We start from the raw sequence: 17,158 nt of genomic DNA, 5'->3' as shown, positions 1-17,158 counted from the left end.
TGGGGGAGTGAAGTTCTAGTATGCCGAAGGTCAGGACCTACGGTGGCCTCATGCCCCGTCTCGCCCCGACTGCCCGCATCGACCTGCACGCGCACTCGACGCACAGCGACGGCACCGAGCCTCCGGCCGAGGTGGTGCGTCAGGCGAGCAGGGCCGGGCTCGACGTCGTCGGCCTCACCGACCACGACGCGGTCTCCGGCTGGGCGGAGGCTGACCGGGCAGGGCACGAGCACGGGGTCGCGGTGGTGCCCGGGGTGGAGATGTCGTGCAGCGCCGCCGGGTCCTCGGTCCACCTCCTGGGCTACTTCGTCAACCCGGACGACACGTCCCTGCGGTCCGAGCTCGAACGCACGCGTCGGAGCCGTGACGGACGGCTCCGACGCATGGTCGACACGCTGGCCGCGGCCGGCTTCCCGGTGAGCTGGGAGGAGGTGCTGGCCCAGGCGTCGGCGGGTGCCTCGCTGGGGCGACCCCACGTCGCCGACGTCCTCGTGGCTCACGGCCGGTACCCCGACCGTGACGCTGCCTTCGCCGAGGTCCTGCACTCCAGCAGCCGCTTCCACGTGGCCCACTACGCCCCGCACCCCCGGCGGGCGGTCGAGCTGGTGCTCGAGGCCGGCGGTGCGGCGGTGCTCGCGCATCCCTTCGCCTCGGCGCGCGGACATACCGTGCCCGTCGAGCTGGTCGAGGAGCTGGCCGCCGCAGGGCTCACGGGCCTGGAGGTCGACCACCGCGACCACGGCCCGGCCGACCGGGACCGCGCTGCCGCGCTCGCCCAGCGGCTCGGACTGGTGCGCACGGGGTCCAGCGACTACCACGGCGCGGGCAAGCCCAACCGTCTCGGGGAGCACACGACCTCCGCCGAGGTGCTCACCCGGCTGCTGGACCGGACCGGCGGTCAGCTGCTGGGCGCCTCGCTCTGACCGGTGCTCGTCCGCCGGCGACGGCGGCGTCGCTGGCCCGCCTCGGCGGACTCGCTCGTGCTGGTCCGGCTGCGGGAGCGCCCCGCGGGGGCCTCGGCCGGTGACGCACCGTCGCCGTGGCGTCCACGTCGACCGCCGCCCTGGCCGCCGCCCTGGCCGCCGCGGGTGGGGCGCCCGCCCCGGCCGCGTCCGCGGCTGCTGCCGCGCTCACGCCCGGCGTCACCCTCGATGTCCTCCACCCGCTCGGCGTCCAGGCCAGCACGCGTGCGGGCCGAGCGCGGCAGCGTGCCGCGCGTGCCCTCCGGGATGCTCAGCTGCTCGAAGAGGTGCGGGCTGGAGGAGTAGGTCTCCTCGGGCTCGGGGTATCCCAGGTCGAGAGCCTTGTTGATGAGGCCCCAGCGGGGCATGTCGTCCCAGTCGACGAAGGTGACGGCGACCCCCGTCGCTCCGGCGCGGCCGGTGCGCCCGATCCGGTGGAGGTAGGTCTTCTCATCCTCCGGGCACTGGTAGTTGATGACGTGGGTGACGGCTTCGACATCGATGCCGCGGGCGGCGACGTCGGTGGCGACGAGGACGTCGACCTTGCCGGAGCGGAACGCGCGCAGCGCCTGCTCGCGGGCGCCCTGACCGAGGTCGCCGTGGATGGCGGCGGAGGCGAAGCCGCGGTCGGCGAGCTCGTCGGCCACCTTGGCGGCGGTGCGCTTGGTCCGGGCGAAGATGATGGTCAGACCCCGGCCCTCGGCCTGCAGGATGCGGGCGACCATCTCGATCTTGTCCATGGCGTGCGCGCGGTAGGCGAACTGCTCGACGGCCGCGACGGTCTGGCGGCCGTCGTCGTCGTCGCTGACGGCACGGATGTGCGTCGGCTGGGTCATGTAGCTGCGAGCCAGGGAGACCACGGCGCCGGGCATCGTGGCGGAGAAGAGCATCGTCTGACGACCGGCCGGGGTGAGGGCGAGCATCTTCTCGACGTCCGGCAGGAAGCCGAGGTCGAGCATCTCGTCCGCCTCGTCCAGCACGACGGTCCGGGCGTGGCCGAGGTCGAGGTGCCCCTTGGAGGCGAGGTCGAGCAACCGACCCGGGGTGCCGACGACGATCTCGACGCCGCGGTTCAGCGCCTCGATCTGGGGCTCGTAGGCGCGGCCACCGTAGACGGTGAAGATGCGGGCCGAGCGGTGCGCGGCGGCCTTGGACAGGTCGCCGGCCACCTGGACCGCGAGCTCACGGGTGGGGGCGACCACCAGGGCCTGGGGGGCGCCCGGCTTGCCCAGGTCGGCGAACCCCTCGTCCTGCGGGCCGACCACGTTGTGCAGCAGCGGCAGGCCGAAACCCAGGGTCTTGCCGGTGCCGGTCTTGGCCTGCCCGATGATGTCGTGCCGGCCCAGCGCGACCGGCAGGGTCATCGCCTGGATGGGGAAGGGGTGGGTGATGCCGCCGTCGGCGAGCGCCCGGACGATGTCCGGGTGCAGGCCGAAGTCGGCGAAGGTGCGGGTCTCCTGCATGGGTACTCCCTGATCGGGTGAGTGCGGCCGACTCCCGACGAGGTGTCGTCGGGGCGGTCCGGGCCGATCGGGAACGAGGCGATGAAAGGGGCCGGGCGACTCGCCCGACCCGCGAACAACCGTCTGACCATCGTGGCAGGACGGCCGACCGGGCACCGGTGTACGCCCTTGAGGATACCCGAGCGGCGTCCCGGGCCCGGACGCACCGGACGGCGCGCCCTCCCCGCAGGGAGTGCGCGCCGTCCGGGACGTGCTGGGCTCAGCGCCTGGTCAGCGCACAGCCTTGCGGCGCGTGACCGCGATGTAGCCCATGACGGCGACGATCGCGAAGATCGTGCCGAGGATGAGGCCCCAGAAGCTGAACTGGTCACCGCTGGTGCGGAGGAAGTTGGCACCGATCCAGGAGCCGACGAGCGAGCCGACGGCGCCCAGGAGGATGGTCATGGGGACCGAGATGTTCTGGTCACCCGGCAGGATGAGCCGGGCCAGGGGGCCGACGATGCAGCCGACGATGAGAGCGACGATGATGGTGGTGATCATGGGTATGACCCTTTCGCACAAGTCAGCCCAGGAGGGGAGAGCCCTCTGGGTGATCGACGCGCGGCGGGTGCCGTTCGACAATCGGCATCACAGTAAAGAGCCGCGGCGTCACATGCCAATCGACACGACATCAACGCTCAATTCGTGACCTTCTCGTGATGCTCACGTCACGATCGAGGGGCCGGGCTCAGTGGGTCCCGAAGCCGACGCGGCCCTTCTCCTGGATCCCGATCTCCACGTAGGCGAGGGTCGCCGTCGGGACGATGATGGTCTGACCCTTCTCGTCCTCGAGCTCGATGACCTTCGACTCGGCGCTCAGCGCCTCGGTCACGGTCTGCCGGACGGCGGCCGGTGTCTGCGCCGACTCGAAGGCGACCTCGCGCCCGACGTCCCGGATTCCGATGCGGACCTCCACGGTGGGATACCTCCATGACGATGGGTGGTGACGCACGGCCCCGGTGCGGGACCGTCGGCGCCAGCCTAGCCCGGGAGGGCGAGCGGGCTGCTGCGCGGGGGCACCGCTCCCAGGCCGCGCCAGGCGATGGTCGAGAGCAGCTCCAGGACCCGCTCGCGCGTCATCGTCCCGCGGCGGTCGTACCACGACACCGCAGCAGCCTGCGCCATACCGGCCATCGTCGTGCCGAGCAGCACGCACTCGTCCCAGCTGAGCTCGGTCTCCTCGGCGAGCACCCGCCCCATCGACTCGCCACAGGCACGGCGGGTGCGTTCCAGGATGGTGGCGACGGCGGGGTCGGAGGCCATGTCGGAGCGGAAGAGCACGGGGTAGCCGGAGGACGGCTGCTCGACGAACTCGAAGAAGCTGCTCAGGCACCCGGAGATCCGGGCATGGTTGCTCTCCGTGGAGTCCAGCACTCCCTCGATCCGTTGGACCACCTCCTCGGCCACCGACTCGGCGATGGCGAGGTAGAGGTCCAGCTTGCTGTCGAAGTGCTGGTAGAGGACGGGTTTGCTCACGCCGGCACGGACGGCGATGTCGTCCATGGCGGTCGCGTGGAACCCCGACTCGGCGAAGGCTGCGAGTGCGGCGCCGAGCAGTTGCGCTCGACGTTCTCCACGGGGCAGGCGGACGCGTCGGTCGGGGGTCGGGGGGCTGGTCACGGGGCTCCCTCCTTCTCGATCCTCCTATGCTAGGCCCAGCGCCCCGTCTCGGCAGGTCTGTCGGGCCCGGGTGATGAGATGTGTCCCATGCCCCTTCTCGCTCAGCCCCGACACGGCGACGCGGTCGACGATCCCGACCAGCGGTCCGCGATCGAGCATCGCGGCGGGGTGCTGCTGGTCCTGGGGGCCCCGGGGACCGGCCGCACGAGCGTGCTGATCCAGCATGTGCAGGCCCGTCTTCGGCAAGGCCTGGCGCCTGATCGGTGCCTCGTCATCGCCCCGACGCGCCAGGCGGCGGGTCGTCTCCGGGCGGCCGTCGGGCACGGACTTCAGGCCACCCATACCGAGCCGCTCGCGCGCACCGCCGCCTCGCTGGCCTTCTCGGTGCTGCGCATCGCCGCCGCGCGAGACGGCGAGCCCCTCCCGCGCCTCATCTCCGGTGCCGAGCAGGACGCCGTCCTGCGCGAGCTGCTGGCCGGGCACGAGGCGAGCGGCACCGGCCCGCGGTGGCCGGTCGAGCTGGACCAGGCGCGGCGGACCGACGGCTTCCGTGGTCAGCTGCGTGACCTCCTCATGCGCGCGGTCGAGCACGGGGTGGGTCGCGAGGACCTCGAGCTGCTGGCGCAGCGCCACGACCGGCCGGAGTGGGCCTGCGCCGGGGAGCTGCTGGAGGAGTACGACCAGGTGACGGCGCTGTCCGAGCCGGGCAGCTACGACCCGGCCTGGATCTGCACCGCCGCCGCCGACGCGCTGGAGGTCGACGACGAGCTGCGGTCGCTGGTGCACGCCCGGGTGGGCTTCGTGGCGGTGGACGACGCCCAGGAGCTCACCGCGTCGGCCGCGCGGCTGCTCGACGCCGTGCGAGGGCCGGGCACCGATGCGCTGCTCGCCGGTGACCCGGACGCGGCCGTCCTCGGATTCCGCGGGGCCGTCCCCGGTCGGTTCCTGGAGCTCGCCGAGCGCTGGTCGGGGACGGACCGCCCGAGCACCATCACCCTGCGTACCCGGCACGGGGTGTCCGCGGCGGTGGGAGCCGTGGCCGACCGCGTGGCGGAGCGGATCGGGGTGGTGGGGGGAGCGGGGCACCGCCGGCCGGCCGCCGGCCCGGCCGCCGGCGCCGCGTGGGTGCGGCTGACCCGAGGGGCCGCCCAGGAGGCCGCGCTGGTGGCGCGATGGCTGCGCCACGCCCACCTCATCGACGGCGTCCCGTGGCAGGAGCTGGCCGTCGTGGCGCGCAGCCGCGCCCAGCAGGAGACGATCCGCCGGGCGCTGTCCTCCGGCGGGGTGCCCGTGCGGGTCGACCGTTCCTCGGTCCCCCTGGGCTCCGACCCGGCTGTCGCACCACTCCTGCTGGCGCTCGACGTGGTGACCCGGGGAGCCGACGACGACCCGAAGTGGTCGGTGGGCCCGGACGACGCGGTGGAGCTGGTGTCGAGCCCGCTCGGTGGTCTCGACCCGGTCGGCCTGCGCCGGTTGCGCCGCCGGCTGCGCGCCCAGGAGCTGGCGGACGGTGGACGACGCGGGGCCGACGAGCTCCTCGCCCTGCGACTCTCCGACCCCGACCTGCGGCGCCAGGCGGCCGACGAGGTCGCGAGCGAGCTGGAGCCGCTGCGCCGGGTCGCCCTCGTGCTCCAGGCGGGACGCGACGTCGTGGTGGACGAGCCTGCGGTGGGGCCGCACCTCGAGTCGCCGACCGCAGGTCAGGGCGCGTCCGGCCCGGACGCCATCCTCTGGGCGTTGTGGTCCCAGAGCGGCCTGGCGCGCAGCTGGGCACGACAGGCCCTAGCCGGCGGGGCCCTGGGAGCCCGGGCCGACCGGGACCTCGATGCCGTCCTCGTGCTCTTCGCCGCCGCCGAGGCCCATGTCGAACGCCGGCCCGGGTCTCGGGCGCGCTCCTTCCTCGACAGCGTGCGCGGCGCCACCGTCGCGGCCGACACCCTCGTCGTCGGGGCCCAGCGGACCGAGGCCGTCGAGATCCTCACCCCGCACGCCGCCGCGGGGCGGCGGTGGAGCCGGGTCGCGGTCGTCGGCGTGCAGGAAGGGGTATGGCCCGACCTGCGGCTGCGCGACACGCTACTGGGGGCGCAGGCCCTGGTGGCGGCCATCGAGGGGCGGCCGGTCTCCGGCACCCAGGCCTGGCGGCAGGCGCAGGCGGCGGTGCGCTCCGATGAGCTGCGGCAGTTCCACCTCGCCGTCACGAGAGCTCGCGACGAGCTCCTGGTGACCGCGACGTCCAGCACCGACGACCAGCCCTCGGGGTTGCTGGATCTCGTCGACCCCGACTTCCGCGACCACCCGCCGGTGGACGTGCCGGCCCCGATGACGTTGCGGGGGGTGGCGGGGGAGCTGCGACGCGCCGCCGTGCAGGCCCAGCGGCAGGGCGACCTCCGCACGCGTGACGCGGCGCTCGACCAGCTGCTGCGCCTGGCCGACGAGGGGGTGCCCGGGGCCGACCCGCTGCGCTGGTGGGACCTTCGGGACGTGTCGAGCGCGGCGGCCCTGAGGCCGCAGGGGCCGGTCCGGGTGTCACCGTCGCGGCTCCAGACCTTCCTCGACTGCGAGCTCAGGTGGTTCCTCACCTCGCGGGGGGCCGAGACCGGTGAGGCTGCGGGTGCCGCCCTGGGCACCCTCGTCCACGAGGTGGTCGCCGAGAGCCCGGACGCGCCGGTCGCCGACCTCGTCGCGGAGCTCGACCGCCGATGGCCCGACCTCGGCCTCGTGGACGGCTGGGTGTCCGACCGGCGCCGTGCGGACGCCCACCGGATGGTCGAGCGTTACACCTCCTACGTCCGGGACGCGCGGGATGCCGGCCGCGAGCTCGTGGGCGTCGAGCTGGACCTGTCGGTGTCCCTGCCCGCGGGGGAGGGCGAGGGATCCCGCGAGGCCCGTCTCGCGGGTGCGGTGGACCGGCTCGAGCGGGATGCCGACGGCGGCCTCGTCGTCGCGGACCTCAAGACCGGCAGCACGCCGGTGCCTCGGGCCGACGTCGCCCGGCACGCCCAGCTGGCGGCATACCAGGTCGCGGTCACGCACGGAGCCTTCCCCGACCTCGGCACGACGAGCGCCGGGGCCCGGCTCGTGCAGCTGGGCACCTCCGGGTCGGTGGAGCAGGCGCAGGAGCCGCTCACGGACTCCGAGGACCTCGACTGGGCGCTCACCACCATCCAGCAGGCGGCCTCCGGCATGGCCGGGGCGCAGTTCACGGCGACTGATCTCGCGCGGCGGTGCCGGCGGTGCCCGGCGCGCTTCGCGTGCCCGCTGCAGCCGGAAGGGAGCCAGCGGTGAGCCCGACAGGCGCGGCCGGGGCGAGGTACTCCCCGAACGACCTCGCCTCGGCTCTCGGCACCCCCGAGCCGACCCCCGAGCAGGCTGCGGTCATCACGGCGCCCCTGCTGCCCGACGTCGTCGTGGCCGGGGCGGGCTCCGGCAAGACCGAGACCATGGCCTCCAGGGTGCTGTGGTTGGTGGCCAACGGCCTCGTCGCTCCGCAGGACGTGCTCGGCCTGACCTTCACCCGCAAGGCGTCGCTGGAGCTGTCGGCGCGCCTCACCGGCAAGCTCCGCCGACTCCGGGAGGTCGGGTTGTGGGTCGAGGCCGGCCCCTCGCGCGGCGACGATCCGGGCGCGGCCGCCGTGTCGGCCGACGGCTTCGACCTCCCCACGATCTCCACCTACCACGCCTACGCCGGGCGCCTGGTGAGTGAGCACGGCCTCCGGCTGGGGGTGGAGCCCGACGCGGTGCTGCTCTCGGAGGCCGCGTGCTGGCAGCTCGCGCACGACGTGGTCACCCGTTACGACGGTGACATGACGGGGATGCAGCGGGCACCGAGCACGGTGGTGCGCTCGGTCATCGCGCTGGCCGGCGAGCTCGGCGAGCACCTGGTGGAGCCGGAGGAGGCGGAGAGCATGCTGCTCGGGCTGGCCGAGCGCTTCGCCGACCTTCCGCACGACGGCAGAGCGCTCAAGTCGGGCCAGGACCTCGCGGCCATGCTGCGTCAGCAGGCCCTCCTCTACCCCCTGGTGGTCGCCTACCGCCGTGCCAAGGCGGCCCGTGGGGCCCTCGACTTCGGCGATCAGATGGCGCTCGCCGCACGGCTGGCCCGGGACGTGCCCGTCGTCGGGGCCACCGAGCGCAGCCGCTACTCCGCGGTGCTGCTCGATGAGTTCCAGGACACCTCCGAGGCGCAACTGGTCCTGCTGACCTCGCTCTTCGCCGGCAGCTCGGTGCCCGTCACCGCCGTCGGCGACCCGCACCAGTCGATCTACGGCTGGCGCGGGGCCAGCGCCACGACCCTGACGCGCTTCCCCCAGGACTTCGCGGTCGGCGGGGAGCCGTCGGCGGTGCTCCAGCTCAGCACGTCGTGGCGCAACGACCGCGCCGTCCTCGAGGCCGCCAATGTCGTCTCCGCCCCGCTGCGCGAGCAGACCGCGGTGCCGGTGGCGACCCTGCGACCACGACCCGGGGCGGGGGAGGGACGCCTCGAGGTGGCCCGCCTGCCCGACCACGTCGCCGAGGCCGAGCACGTGGCGCGCTGGATCCGGGCCCTGAGAGAGGCCGCCCCCGCCTCGAGCGCCGCGGTCCTGTGCCGCACCCGCGCGCAGTTCGGCCCGGTCGTCGATGCGTTGCGGCGTCGCGGGCTGCCGGTCGAGGTGGTCGGTCTCGGGGGGCTGCTCGACACCCCGGAGGTGCTCGACCTCGTCGCCCTGCTCTGGGTGGCGCAGGAGCCCACCCGGGGAGACCAGGTGATGCGTCTGCTGGCCGGCCCCGTCGGACGGCTCGGCGCCGCCGACCTGGATGCCCTCTGGGCGCGGGCGGTGGAACTGGCGCGCGGCCCCGGTCGAGAGGTGTCCCACGAGCGTGAGCACGCGCCGGTGCTGGCCGAGGCCCTGGAGCACATCCCCTCGCCCGCGTGGACCGGCCAGCAGGGCGAGCGGCTCTCCGAGGAGGCTCGGGCACGCGTCGCTCGGCTGGCGGAGGTGCTCCGTCGCGTGCGCTCGCTCAGCGGACTCCCCCTCCCCGACCTCGTGGCCGAGGCGGAGCGTCTCCTGGGCCTGGACGTCGAGGTGGCCGCGGACCCCGATCTGCACCCCAGCTGGGGGCGCGCTCCGCTCGACGCCCTCGTCGAGGTGGCGGCGGGATTCGCGCACGGGGCGGACCGCGCGAGCCTGGGCGGCTTCCTCGACTGGTTGGACGCCGCACGGGAGCACGAGCGCGGGCTCGAGGACGCCGAGGTGCCGGAGCTGGCCGAGGTGTCGGTCGACACCGCCGCGGTCCAGGTCCTCACGGTGCACGCCGCCAAGGGCCTGGAGTGGGATGCCGTCGCGGTCCCGGGCCTGGTCGAGGGGACCTTCCCCGCAGGGCGCGCCACGGCGGAGCACGCGGAGGGTGAGTGGCGGACCAAGGAGCGCAGCGACAAGGGGTGGCTCGCCGGCATCGGCCGCCTGCCCACCCCCCTGCGGGGCGACCGCGACGGGCGCCCGGACCTCGACTGGGCGCGGATCGAGGACACCCGAGCCCTGCGTGAGGCGTTGGGCCGGCTCGCCCTCGAGCAGGGCAGCTTCGCCATCGAGGAGGAGCGCCGGTTGGCCTACGTCGCGTTCACCAGGGCGCGGCACCGACTGCTCCTGACTGCTCCCGTCTGGTCGACCGGCAAGCAGCCGCGGGTCACCTCCCGCTTCCTCGCCGAGGTGCGTGACCTGCCCGGTGTGCGGCTCGGCCCGTGGGCGGACATGCCCGACCCGACGGTGGAGGAGCAGATGGTCAATCCCCGCCTCGGTGAGCAGGAGGGCGCGACCTGGCCGGTGCTGCGCGACGACCGGCGCGACGTCGTCCGTGACGTGGCCGCGGCCCTGCTGTCCGCGCGAGCGGCGGGCCGACCCGACGAGAGCCCGTCACCAGGGTCGGCGGCCCCCTGGGTCGAGACGGTCGACCTGCTGCTGGCCGAGCGCTCCCGCCGGCAGGACCACCCCGCCGAGGTCGACCTCCCGGGCCACCTCTCGACCTCGGCCCTGGTCGCCCTCGCGGGAGACCGTGAGGGGTTCCTGCGCGACCTGCGCCGCCCCCTGCCCACGCCGCCGGCACCCCGGACCCGGGTCGGGACGGCTTTCCACGCCTGGGTGGAGCAGCACTACGCCGAGGCGACCCTCGTCGACCTGCACGACCTCGACGCAGGCGCTGACCCGGCTGACCACGGCACCGAGCTCGCCGGGCTGCAGCGCCACTTCCTCGCGAGCGAGTGGTCGGACCGCACACCGCTGGCCGTCGAGGTGCCCCTGCAGACCACCCTCGGCGGGCGCACCATCGCCGGCCGCCTCGATGCGGTGTTCGCCGATCCGGACGGGGGAGTGACGGTGGTGGACTGGAAGACCGGTGCCCCCGGGAGCCCCGCCCAGCAGCGGGTGCGCGCGATCCAGCTCGCGGTCTACCGCCTGGCGTATGCCCGGTTGAGCGGTCGACCCGTCGAGGAGGTGCGTGCGGCGTTCTTCTACGCCGCCACCGGGACGACGGTCCGGCCCTCGCTCCTGGGAGAGGACGAGCTCACCGAGATCCTCGCGGCCGACGAGACCTCAGGTCAGGTCCTCGCGGCCGACGAGATCTCAGGTCAGGTTCTCGCCTCTCAGGTCCTCGGGTCGTCCGCCGGCGGCATGCCGTAGAGCTCGTGCAGCCGCGTGTCGTCGTCGAGGAGGTCGGTGTCGGTCGGCGCAGGCATCGAGGACTGCCCCGGCTCGGCGGTCCCCTCCTGCGGCTCGGTGGTCCCCTCACCCGGCTCGGCGGTCCCCTCCTCCGGCTCGCCAGCCTCGTCCGCCTGGGCCGGGGCGGAGGACTCCTGCACTGCCGGGGTCACCACGGGGATGTCCGCGGTGATGTCCGTGTCAGCAGCGTGAGGAACGTGCACGGCCTCGTCGCCGTCGCCACGATCCGTCGCGTCGTCGGGGTGCGGGTCGGGGTCTCCGTCGTCGAGGAAGGGGTCCGCAGCAGCCGGGGGCTCCTGGACGTCATCGAGGTCGTCCCCGTCGTCGAGGTCGTCCCTGTCGTCGAGGTCGTCCGTCGAGGTGTCGGCATCGGTGCCCCAGCGGTCCTCGTCGTCGAGGTCATCCGTCGAGGTGTCGGCGTCGGTGCCCCAGCGGTCCCCGTCGTCGACGGGGGCGTCCACCGACGTCTCCCAGGACGGGCCCGTCGCGGGCTCGTCGGCGGGGGAGGAGTGTGCATCGGACTCGTCAGTGTCGTGGATGTCGTCGATGTCGTGGGTCTCCGCAGGCTGAGGGTCCGCCCCGGCGGCAGCGGGCGCGACCGGCGGGACGGTCGCCGCAGAGCTGGCCGCTGCTCCCCGCGCGGTCGCGGGCACGAGCGAGTCCTCGTCCTCGGTCAGCCGGTCCATGCGCCGCAGGGCCTCGACGATCCGGCGGGCCGACTCCTCCTCCCCGGCGGACACGTGCAGTGCGAGGCCACGCACCCGACAGGTCTCGGAGAGCAGTCGAGCCCGGGCATGGAGGTAGGGGTCGGGCCGCTGCGCCCTGGTCAGGGCATAGCTGTCCAGCACCGACTCCCACGTCTGCGGGGAGGCCTGGGCGTAGAGGTCGGCGAAATCTGCCGCGGGATCGCCCACCATGGCTTCGTCCCAGTCGGTGATCGCGACGACGCGCCCGCTGTCGGCCTCCTGATCGGCGAAGGCCACCACCACCGTGGCCCCACGGAAGGAGCCGTGGACCGGCGTGCCGGCGAACTGCCACAGCGCCGCGGCGTCGAAGGCCTCCTCCCACCGGGCCAGGAGCCGGGTCGGCACGCGGCCGGTCTCCGCGGCGCGGTCGACCTCGGCGATCAGTCGCTGCCGGCATCCGGCGGCGTCGAAGGACGGGACATCCTGCTGCTCGAAGACGGGGGCGGGGATGTTGTGGATGGCGGCGATGGCGCGGCCGACCGCGTGGGCCAGTCCCGCCCCGGCAGGGAGCCGCGTGAAGTCCAGGGTCGCACCCTCGACGTGCGGGTAGACCGCGGCGTGGCCCTCGATCCCCACGGCGGCATACCCCGCGGCGGCGGGCACCTTGAACGGCAGGTGCCGGGCCAGCTGGCGGACGAGCTCGTCGTTGCGCTGCAGACGTGCGCCGGCGATCGCCGTGAGCGGGGACCTGACCAACCACCGTCGGCCGGTGGCGTCCTCGACCACCGCCTGTTGGAGCTCGGACTCCGCTCCCGTCTCGACGCTCAGACGCGCCACGGCCACCGGTTTCATGCCGGGGACGGCGGCACTCGCGAGGGCTGCCAGAGCCAGGTCGGTGCGCTTCACGCACCCCACCGTATGCGGTGCCGTCCACCCAGGGCGGTATTCGACCGGCACGTCACCAAAGCGGTCAGCCCCGGCACCTACAGTGGCCGGGTGACCACCGCCGACGAGACCTATCTCGACCTCGCCCTCTCCCGGTCACGCGTGGACCGGCTCGCGCGGGTGCGCACCGACGACGCGGAGCTCGCGGCCCTGCTGCAGCGGGGAAGCACCCGCGTCATCGAGCTGCGGGCCGACACGGCGGCCGTGCTCCCCGACCCGCCCCGGCTGCTCCTGCGGGCGCCCCGTCCGGAGGATGCGCAGGGCGAGGTGTGGTTCCTCGGCCGCGAGGACGGTGTCGACTACGTGGCCGTGACGGTGGGCGCGGGGGCCGACGCCCGCCAGGCCCCGGGCGACGCAGCCGACGGGCGCGCGCCGGCGACCGGCGCCACGACCTGGGTCGGGCTGCGCGAGGTCGGTGCGGACCTCGACGACCGGGACGCCGGACTGCTCACCGCGGCGACGGCGCTGCGCGCCTGGCACGACCGGCACGGACACTGCCCCCGCTGCGGCGCGGCCACCCAGGTCGTGCAGGGCGGGTGGCTGCGCCGGTGCCCGCAGGACGGTTCCGAACACCACCCCCGCACCGACCCGGCCGTCATCATGGCGATCACCGACCCGGCGGACCGGCTGCTCCTGGCCACCGGCCTGCCGTGGTCGCAGGGGCGACTGTCCGTCCTCGCGGGCTTCGTCGAGGCGGGTGAGTCGCTGGAGGCGGCCGTGGTGCGGGAGGTCGAGGAGGAGGTGGGGGTCCGGGTCGGCCACCTGGTCTACCGCGGCAACCAGCCCTGGCCCTTCCCCGGCTCCCTCATGCTGGCCTACCGGGGGCAGGCCGAGGGGACGGACCTGCGCATCCAGGAGAGCGAGCTGCGCTCCGCGGGGTGGTACACCCGTCAGGAGCTCGCGCAGGGGCTCCGCGAGGGGCGCCTCACCCTGCCGTCGCGGGTCTCGATCGCCCACCGCCTCATCGAGGAATGGTTCGGCGGCCCGCTCCCGGGGCACGGCCCCGCGGTGCCGCGGTGAACGGCGCACCCGACCCCGACCTGCTGCTGGACGGACTGGACCCCGAGCAGCGCGAGGTCGCGGCCGCGCCGCTGGGGCCGATGGTCGTCCTCGCGGGTGCCGGCACGGGCAAGACCCGGGCCATCACCCACCGGATCGCGTATGGCGTCGCGAGAGGGGCATACCCGCCGAACCGCGTCCTGGCGGTCACCTTCACCGCCCGCGCCGCAGGGGAGATGAGGACCCGGCTGCGCTCCCTGGGCGTGCGCGGGGTGCAGGCGCGCACCTTCCACGCCGCGGCGCTGCGCCAGCTGCAGTTCTTCTGGCCGCAGGCGGTGGGTGGCCCCCCTCCGACCGTCGTCGCCCACAAGGCCCCCGCGGTCGCCGAGGCGGCCGGACGTCTGCGGCTGCGCTTCGACCGGGCCGCCATGCGGGACGTGGCGGCCGAGATCGAGTGGGCCAAGGTCTCGATGCTCACCTCCCAGACCTACGCCGCGCGGGCCCGAGCCCTGGGCCGGGGGGTCGCCGACCTCGACCCGACCGCGATGGCCCGTCTCCTCGAGGCCTACCACGAGGTCTGCGCCGAACGTCATGTCATCGACTTCGAGGACGTGCTCCTGCTCACCGTCGGCATGCTCGACGAGCACCCTCAGATCGCCGCCACGATCCACGACCAGTACCGCCACTTCGTCGTCGACGAGTACCAGGACGTCAACCCGCTCCAGCAGCAGCTGCTCGAGCTGTGGCGGGGGCAGCGCGAGGACGTCTGCGTCGTGGGTGACCCGGCGCAGTCCATCTACTCCTTCACCGGGGCCAGCGCCGACCACCTGCTCGACTTCTCCCGTCTCCACCCCGCTGCGCGCCGGGTCCGCCTCATCCGCAACTACCGCAGCAGCCCGCAGATCGTGCACCTGGCCAACTTGGTCCTGGGGGCCGGTCAGAAGCGGGATGCCGCCGGGGACCTCGTGGCCCAGGCCGGGGAGGGGGCCGCGCCGCTGCTCACGGCGTATGCCGATGACGAGGCCGAGGGTGCCGGGGTCGCCGACAGCATCCGTGGCCTCCTGGACGGGGGCCAGGACGCCAGCGAGATCGCCGTGCTCTACCGCACCAACGGCCAGTCCGAGGTGCTGGAGACCGCCCTCGCCCGGGCGGGGATCCCCTACCTCGTGCGGGGAGGCGAGCGCTTCTTCTCCCGGGCCGAGGTGCGCAACGCGATCGTCCTGCTCCGGGGGGCGGTGCGCTCCGACGACGGCACGACGGTCCTCGGCGACACCGTCCGCCACGTCCTGGCCGGCGCCGGATGGGCGCCCTCCCCGCCTGACGGGTCCGGCGCCGTGCGCGAGCGGTGGGAGAGCCTGCAGGCCCTGGCCCTGCTCGCCGACGGTCTGGCGGCGCAGAGCCCGGGGGCCCGGGTCGCTGACCTCGTCGCCGAGCTCGACCGCAGGGCGGCCGAGCAGCACGCACCGCCGGTGCAGGGGATCACCCTCGCCTCCCTCCACGCGGCCAAGGGGCTGGAGTGGGACGCCGTCTTCCTCGTCGGGTGCAGCGAGGGGCTGCTGCCCATCACGCTGGCCGACACCGCCGAGCGGGTGGAGGAGGAGCGCCGTCTCCTCTACGTCGGCCTGACCCGGGCCCGGCGTCAGCTGGCCCTGAGCTGGGCCGGGGCGCGCAACCCCGGGGGTCGGGCGAGCCGCTCCGTCTCGCGCTTCCTCGCGCCCGCGGCGGGGGTGCTCGGGTCGGGGGCCCAGGCGGCGCGCGGCCCGTCGGTCCGTCGCGACCGCCGTCGCCGGACCCCCGCGCCCCCGCGGACGTGCCGCACGTGCGGGGTCATCCTCGCGACAGCCGCCGAGCGCAAGATCGGTCGGTGCAAGGACTGCCCGGCCACCTACGACGAGGCGGTCTTCGCGGCGCTCCGGGAGTGGCGTCGCGGGGTGGCCGCGGAGAGCTCCGTCCCCGCCTTCGTGGTCTTCACCGATGCGACCCTCATCGCCATCGCCGAGCACGAGCCCGCCGACCGGGCCGCGCTGACCACGATCTCCGGGGTGGGGGAGCGCAAGCTCGAGCTCTACGGCGACGCGGTGCTCGACATCCTCGCCTCGACCCCACGTTCGGCGGGCTGAGCAGGCCTCGCCGGACCGGGGTGCGGACGCGCCGAGAAAAGGCGTTGCGGTGCTTGGCGGGGGGGCATACAGTGTCGGAGTCAAGCCCACGGCCCCTCGGTGCCTGGGGTCACGCACACATGAAAGGAGGGTGGACCACGATGGAGAACATGATCGTCACCGGCGGACTCGCACAGCGAGCGACTCACGCCGCGTTCACCCTCCGGACCGTCCGCCCCCGGGCCACGGTCCTCCTGTCGGGAGTGGCCGCGTCGGAGCTGTTCGGCTCCCGAGTCGCGACGCCGTTCCCGCATGTTGCCGACCCCTCCCAGGGCCTGGGCTCAGCACGGACGACCTAGAAGGCATTCCCTTCCTGTTCCGGCCGCGAGTCCTCGCCAGAGGATCCGCGGCCGTTCTCGTTGCTCGCCGGTCACCCGGCGTCATGGGCGGCCCCCGGATCCGATCCGTTCGGAATCGAGACGCCATGACGACCAACACCAGACCGCATCCGCATCGACATCAGGAAGGACCTGCCGTGTATCCCGCACCGCGCCGAGAGCACGAGGACGACCAGAACTCCCTCGGACCCCACCTGGTCCGGACCCCGGCGGCACTGCCCTGCCACGAGCACCCGGCGGACCTGTGGTTCGCCGAGCTCCCCGCCGAGGTGGAGCACGCCAAGGAGCTGTGCGGGCCCTGCCCGATGCGCGAGCAGTGCCTCGCCGGAGCCCTCGACCGACGCGAGCCGTGGGGGGTATGGGGTGGCCAGCTGTTCCTCCAGGGCCAGGTGGTGGCCCGCAAGAGGCCCCGTGGCCGGCCGCGCAAGGACGAGGTCGCCGCCTGAGCGCTCACCGGCTCCCCGCCGCGGTGTGCCAGGGGCACTCTGGGTGCAGGGTCCAGCGGCGGGTCACGAGGTAGGGAGGCCAGGGACCTACCTCGTGGGCCGCGCCGGTCCCGACGCGAGGGACCCGCGCGGTGAGCAGGACCGTGAGCGCGGTGACCGCCGCGACCACCTCGCGGGAGAGTGCCGGTGGCAGCGGCGCCGTCAAGGGATCCTCCAGGGACGCCGCGGTCGACGGCCAGGTCGGGTCCCGATCGCGGCGGTGCAGGTCGAGGCAGTGCAGGCACGGCCCGGCGGGGAGTCCGGTCCAGGGGCCGATGACCACGCGGGCCGTCTGGGCGACCACGGGCAGGACGGGCCGACCGGCGAGGGAGGGCCGCCGCGCCGAGCCCACGGGCACGAGGTGGTCGTGAACCGTCACGACCGCGGACTGCACCGGGGATGGCGCCCTGCGACACCCACGTGGCCCGTGCGCCGGGCCCGACCCCAGGCCCCCAGCCTCGGACGTCCCGCGGCCCTCGCCCACTGCCGTGGCCGCGTCCGCGCCGAGGGCGGCGCGCAGGGTGGCGGTCAGCTGGCCCGGACCGAGGACCTCCACCTCGGCCGGGTCACGGGGCAGGCGGGAGGAGCCGGCCGCGAGGCGACGGAGGAGGCGTCGGTCCAGGGCGTCCGTCCGCGGCGCACCGAGCCCGCCCCGCACCACCCAGGCGCCGGGGCCCACCCCGAGCCGCAGTGCGCCGTCGGCGTCGGTGGGCCACCAGTCCGGCGGTCCGTTTCCCCCTCGTCCCTCACCCATGGACCGACCCTGCCAC

12 protein-coding genes are annotated in these 17,158 nt (G+C 74.5%); 6 read left to right on the top strand and 6 right to left on the bottom strand.

Features of this window, described 5'->3' with window-relative positions; all coding sequences use genetic code 11:
- Nucleotides 1-50 precede the first annotated feature (50 nt).
- Nucleotides 51-923, top strand: coding sequence for a PHP domain-containing protein (locus FA582_RS11055; RefSeq protein WP_033229045.1), 873 nt, complete (start codon nucleotides 51-53; stop codon nucleotides 921-923).
- Here the strand turns inward: FA582_RS11055 and FA582_RS11050 are convergent.
- The 4 genes from FA582_RS11050 to FA582_RS11035 form a co-directional block, all read right to left on the bottom strand.
- Nucleotides 899-2,425, bottom strand: coding sequence for a DEAD/DEAH box helicase (locus FA582_RS11050; RefSeq protein WP_010147942.1), 1,527 nt, complete (start codon nucleotides 2,423-2,425; stop codon nucleotides 899-901). The two genes, FA582_RS11055 and FA582_RS11050, sit on opposite strands and share 25 nt — an antisense overlap.
- Before the next feature lie 270 nt (nucleotides 2,426-2,695).
- Nucleotides 2,696-2,965 carry a GlsB/YeaQ/YmgE family stress response membrane protein gene (locus FA582_RS11045; RefSeq protein WP_010147941.1) on the bottom strand — a complete coding sequence of 90 codons (270 nt, stop codon included), beginning with the start codon at nucleotides 2,963-2,965 and terminating at the stop codon, nucleotides 2,696-2,698.
- Nucleotides 2,966-3,152: 187 nt separating this feature from the next.
- Entirely contained in the window at nucleotides 3,153-3,380 is a 228-nt protein-coding gene (locus FA582_RS11040; RefSeq protein ID WP_010147940.1) for a DUF3107 domain-containing protein, read from the bottom strand.
- Nucleotides 3,381-3,445: 65 nt separating this feature from the next.
- Nucleotides 3,446-4,084, bottom strand: coding sequence for a TetR/AcrR family transcriptional regulator (locus FA582_RS11035; RefSeq protein WP_147899819.1), 639 nt, complete (start codon nucleotides 4,082-4,084; stop codon nucleotides 3,446-3,448).
- Nucleotides 4,085-4,171: 87 nt separating this feature from the next.
- Here FA582_RS11035 and FA582_RS11030 point away from each other — a divergent pair, with 87 nt between their 5' ends.
- Both FA582_RS11030 and FA582_RS11025 read left to right on the top strand, forming a co-directional pair.
- Entirely contained in the window at nucleotides 4,172-7,369 is a 3,198-nt protein-coding gene (locus FA582_RS11030; RefSeq protein WP_010147938.1) for an ATP-dependent helicase, read from the top strand.
- Nucleotides 7,366-10,737 carry an ATP-dependent helicase gene (locus FA582_RS11025; RefSeq protein WP_010147936.1) on the top strand — a complete coding sequence of 1,124 codons (3,372 nt, stop codon included), beginning with the start codon at nucleotides 7,366-7,368 and terminating at the stop codon, nucleotides 10,735-10,737. The genes FA582_RS11030 and FA582_RS11025 overlap by 4 nt, the downstream gene beginning before the upstream one ends.
- Here FA582_RS11025 and FA582_RS11020 read toward each other — a convergent pair.
- A complete protein-coding gene (locus FA582_RS11020; RefSeq protein WP_010147935.1) occupies nucleotides 10,701-12,368 on the bottom strand; it encodes a phosphotransferase in 1,668 nt (555 codons plus the stop codon). The genes FA582_RS11025 and FA582_RS11020 overlap by 37 nt on opposite strands.
- A gap of 90 nt (nucleotides 12,369-12,458) precedes the next feature.
- Here FA582_RS11020 and nudC point away from each other — a divergent pair, with 90 nt between their 5' ends.
- The 3 genes from nudC to FA582_RS11005 all read left to right on the top strand — a co-directional run bounded on the left by nudC (nucleotide 12,459) and on the right by FA582_RS11005 (nucleotide 16,349).
- Nucleotides 12,459-13,427 (top strand): NAD(+) diphosphatase, encoded by a 969-nt coding sequence (gene nudC / locus FA582_RS11015; protein WP_238705437.1) that lies wholly within the window; start codon nucleotides 12,459-12,461, stop codon nucleotides 13,425-13,427.
- Nucleotides 13,379-15,526: an ATP-dependent DNA helicase UvrD2 gene (locus FA582_RS11010; protein WP_010147933.1), complete on the top strand. Its 2,148-nt coding sequence runs from the start codon at nucleotides 13,379-13,381 to the stop codon at nucleotides 15,524-15,526. The genes nudC and FA582_RS11010 overlap by 49 nt, the downstream gene beginning before the upstream one ends.
- A 571-nt stretch (nucleotides 15,527-16,097) precedes the next feature.
- Complete coding sequence (locus FA582_RS11005) at nucleotides 16,098-16,349, top strand: WhiB family transcriptional regulator (RefSeq protein ID WP_051125167.1); 252 nt, start codon at nucleotides 16,098-16,100, stop codon at nucleotides 16,347-16,349.
- Between the two features lie 4 nt (nucleotides 16,350-16,353).
- On the opposite strand, the gene FA582_RS11000 is transcribed toward FA582_RS11005, so the two are convergent.
- Nucleotides 16,354-17,142, bottom strand: coding sequence for a hypothetical protein (locus tag FA582_RS11000; protein WP_010147930.1), 789 nt, complete (start codon nucleotides 17,140-17,142; stop codon nucleotides 16,354-16,356).
- Nucleotides 17,143-17,158: the final 16 nt, after the last annotated feature.

Origin of the sequence: Serinicoccus profundi (assembly GCF_008001015.1) — a bacterium.
In the GTDB taxonomy this organism is placed as follows: Bacteria; Actinomycetota; Actinomycetes; order Actinomycetales; family Dermatophilaceae; genus Ornithinicoccus; species Ornithinicoccus profundi.
This window is presented reverse-complemented; position numbering and strand designations above follow the sequence as displayed.

Bases quoted from the DNA above. Each gene is read 5' to 3' on its own strand.
- FA582_RS11050 (WP_010147942.1), bottom strand. From the start codon at position 2,425: ATGCAGGAGACCCGCACCTTCGCCGACTTCGGCCTGCACCCGGACATC.
- FA582_RS11010 (WP_010147933.1), top strand. From the start codon at position 13,379: ATGGTTCGGCGGCCCGCTCCCGGGGCACGGCCCCGCGGTGCCGCGGTG.
- FA582_RS11045 (WP_010147941.1), bottom strand. From the start codon at position 2,965: ATGATCACCACCATCATCGTCGCTCTCATCGTCGGCTGCATCGTCGGC.
- FA582_RS11055 (WP_033229045.1), top strand. From the start codon at position 51: ATGCCCCGTCTCGCCCCGACTGCCCGCATCGACCTGCACGCGCACTCG.
- FA582_RS11030 (WP_010147938.1), top strand. From the start codon at position 4,172: ATGCCCCTTCTCGCTCAGCCCCGACACGGCGACGCGGTCGACGATCCC.
- FA582_RS11000 (WP_010147930.1), bottom strand. From the start codon at position 17,142: ATGGGTGAGGGACGAGGGGGAAACGGACCGCCGGACTGGTGGCCCACC.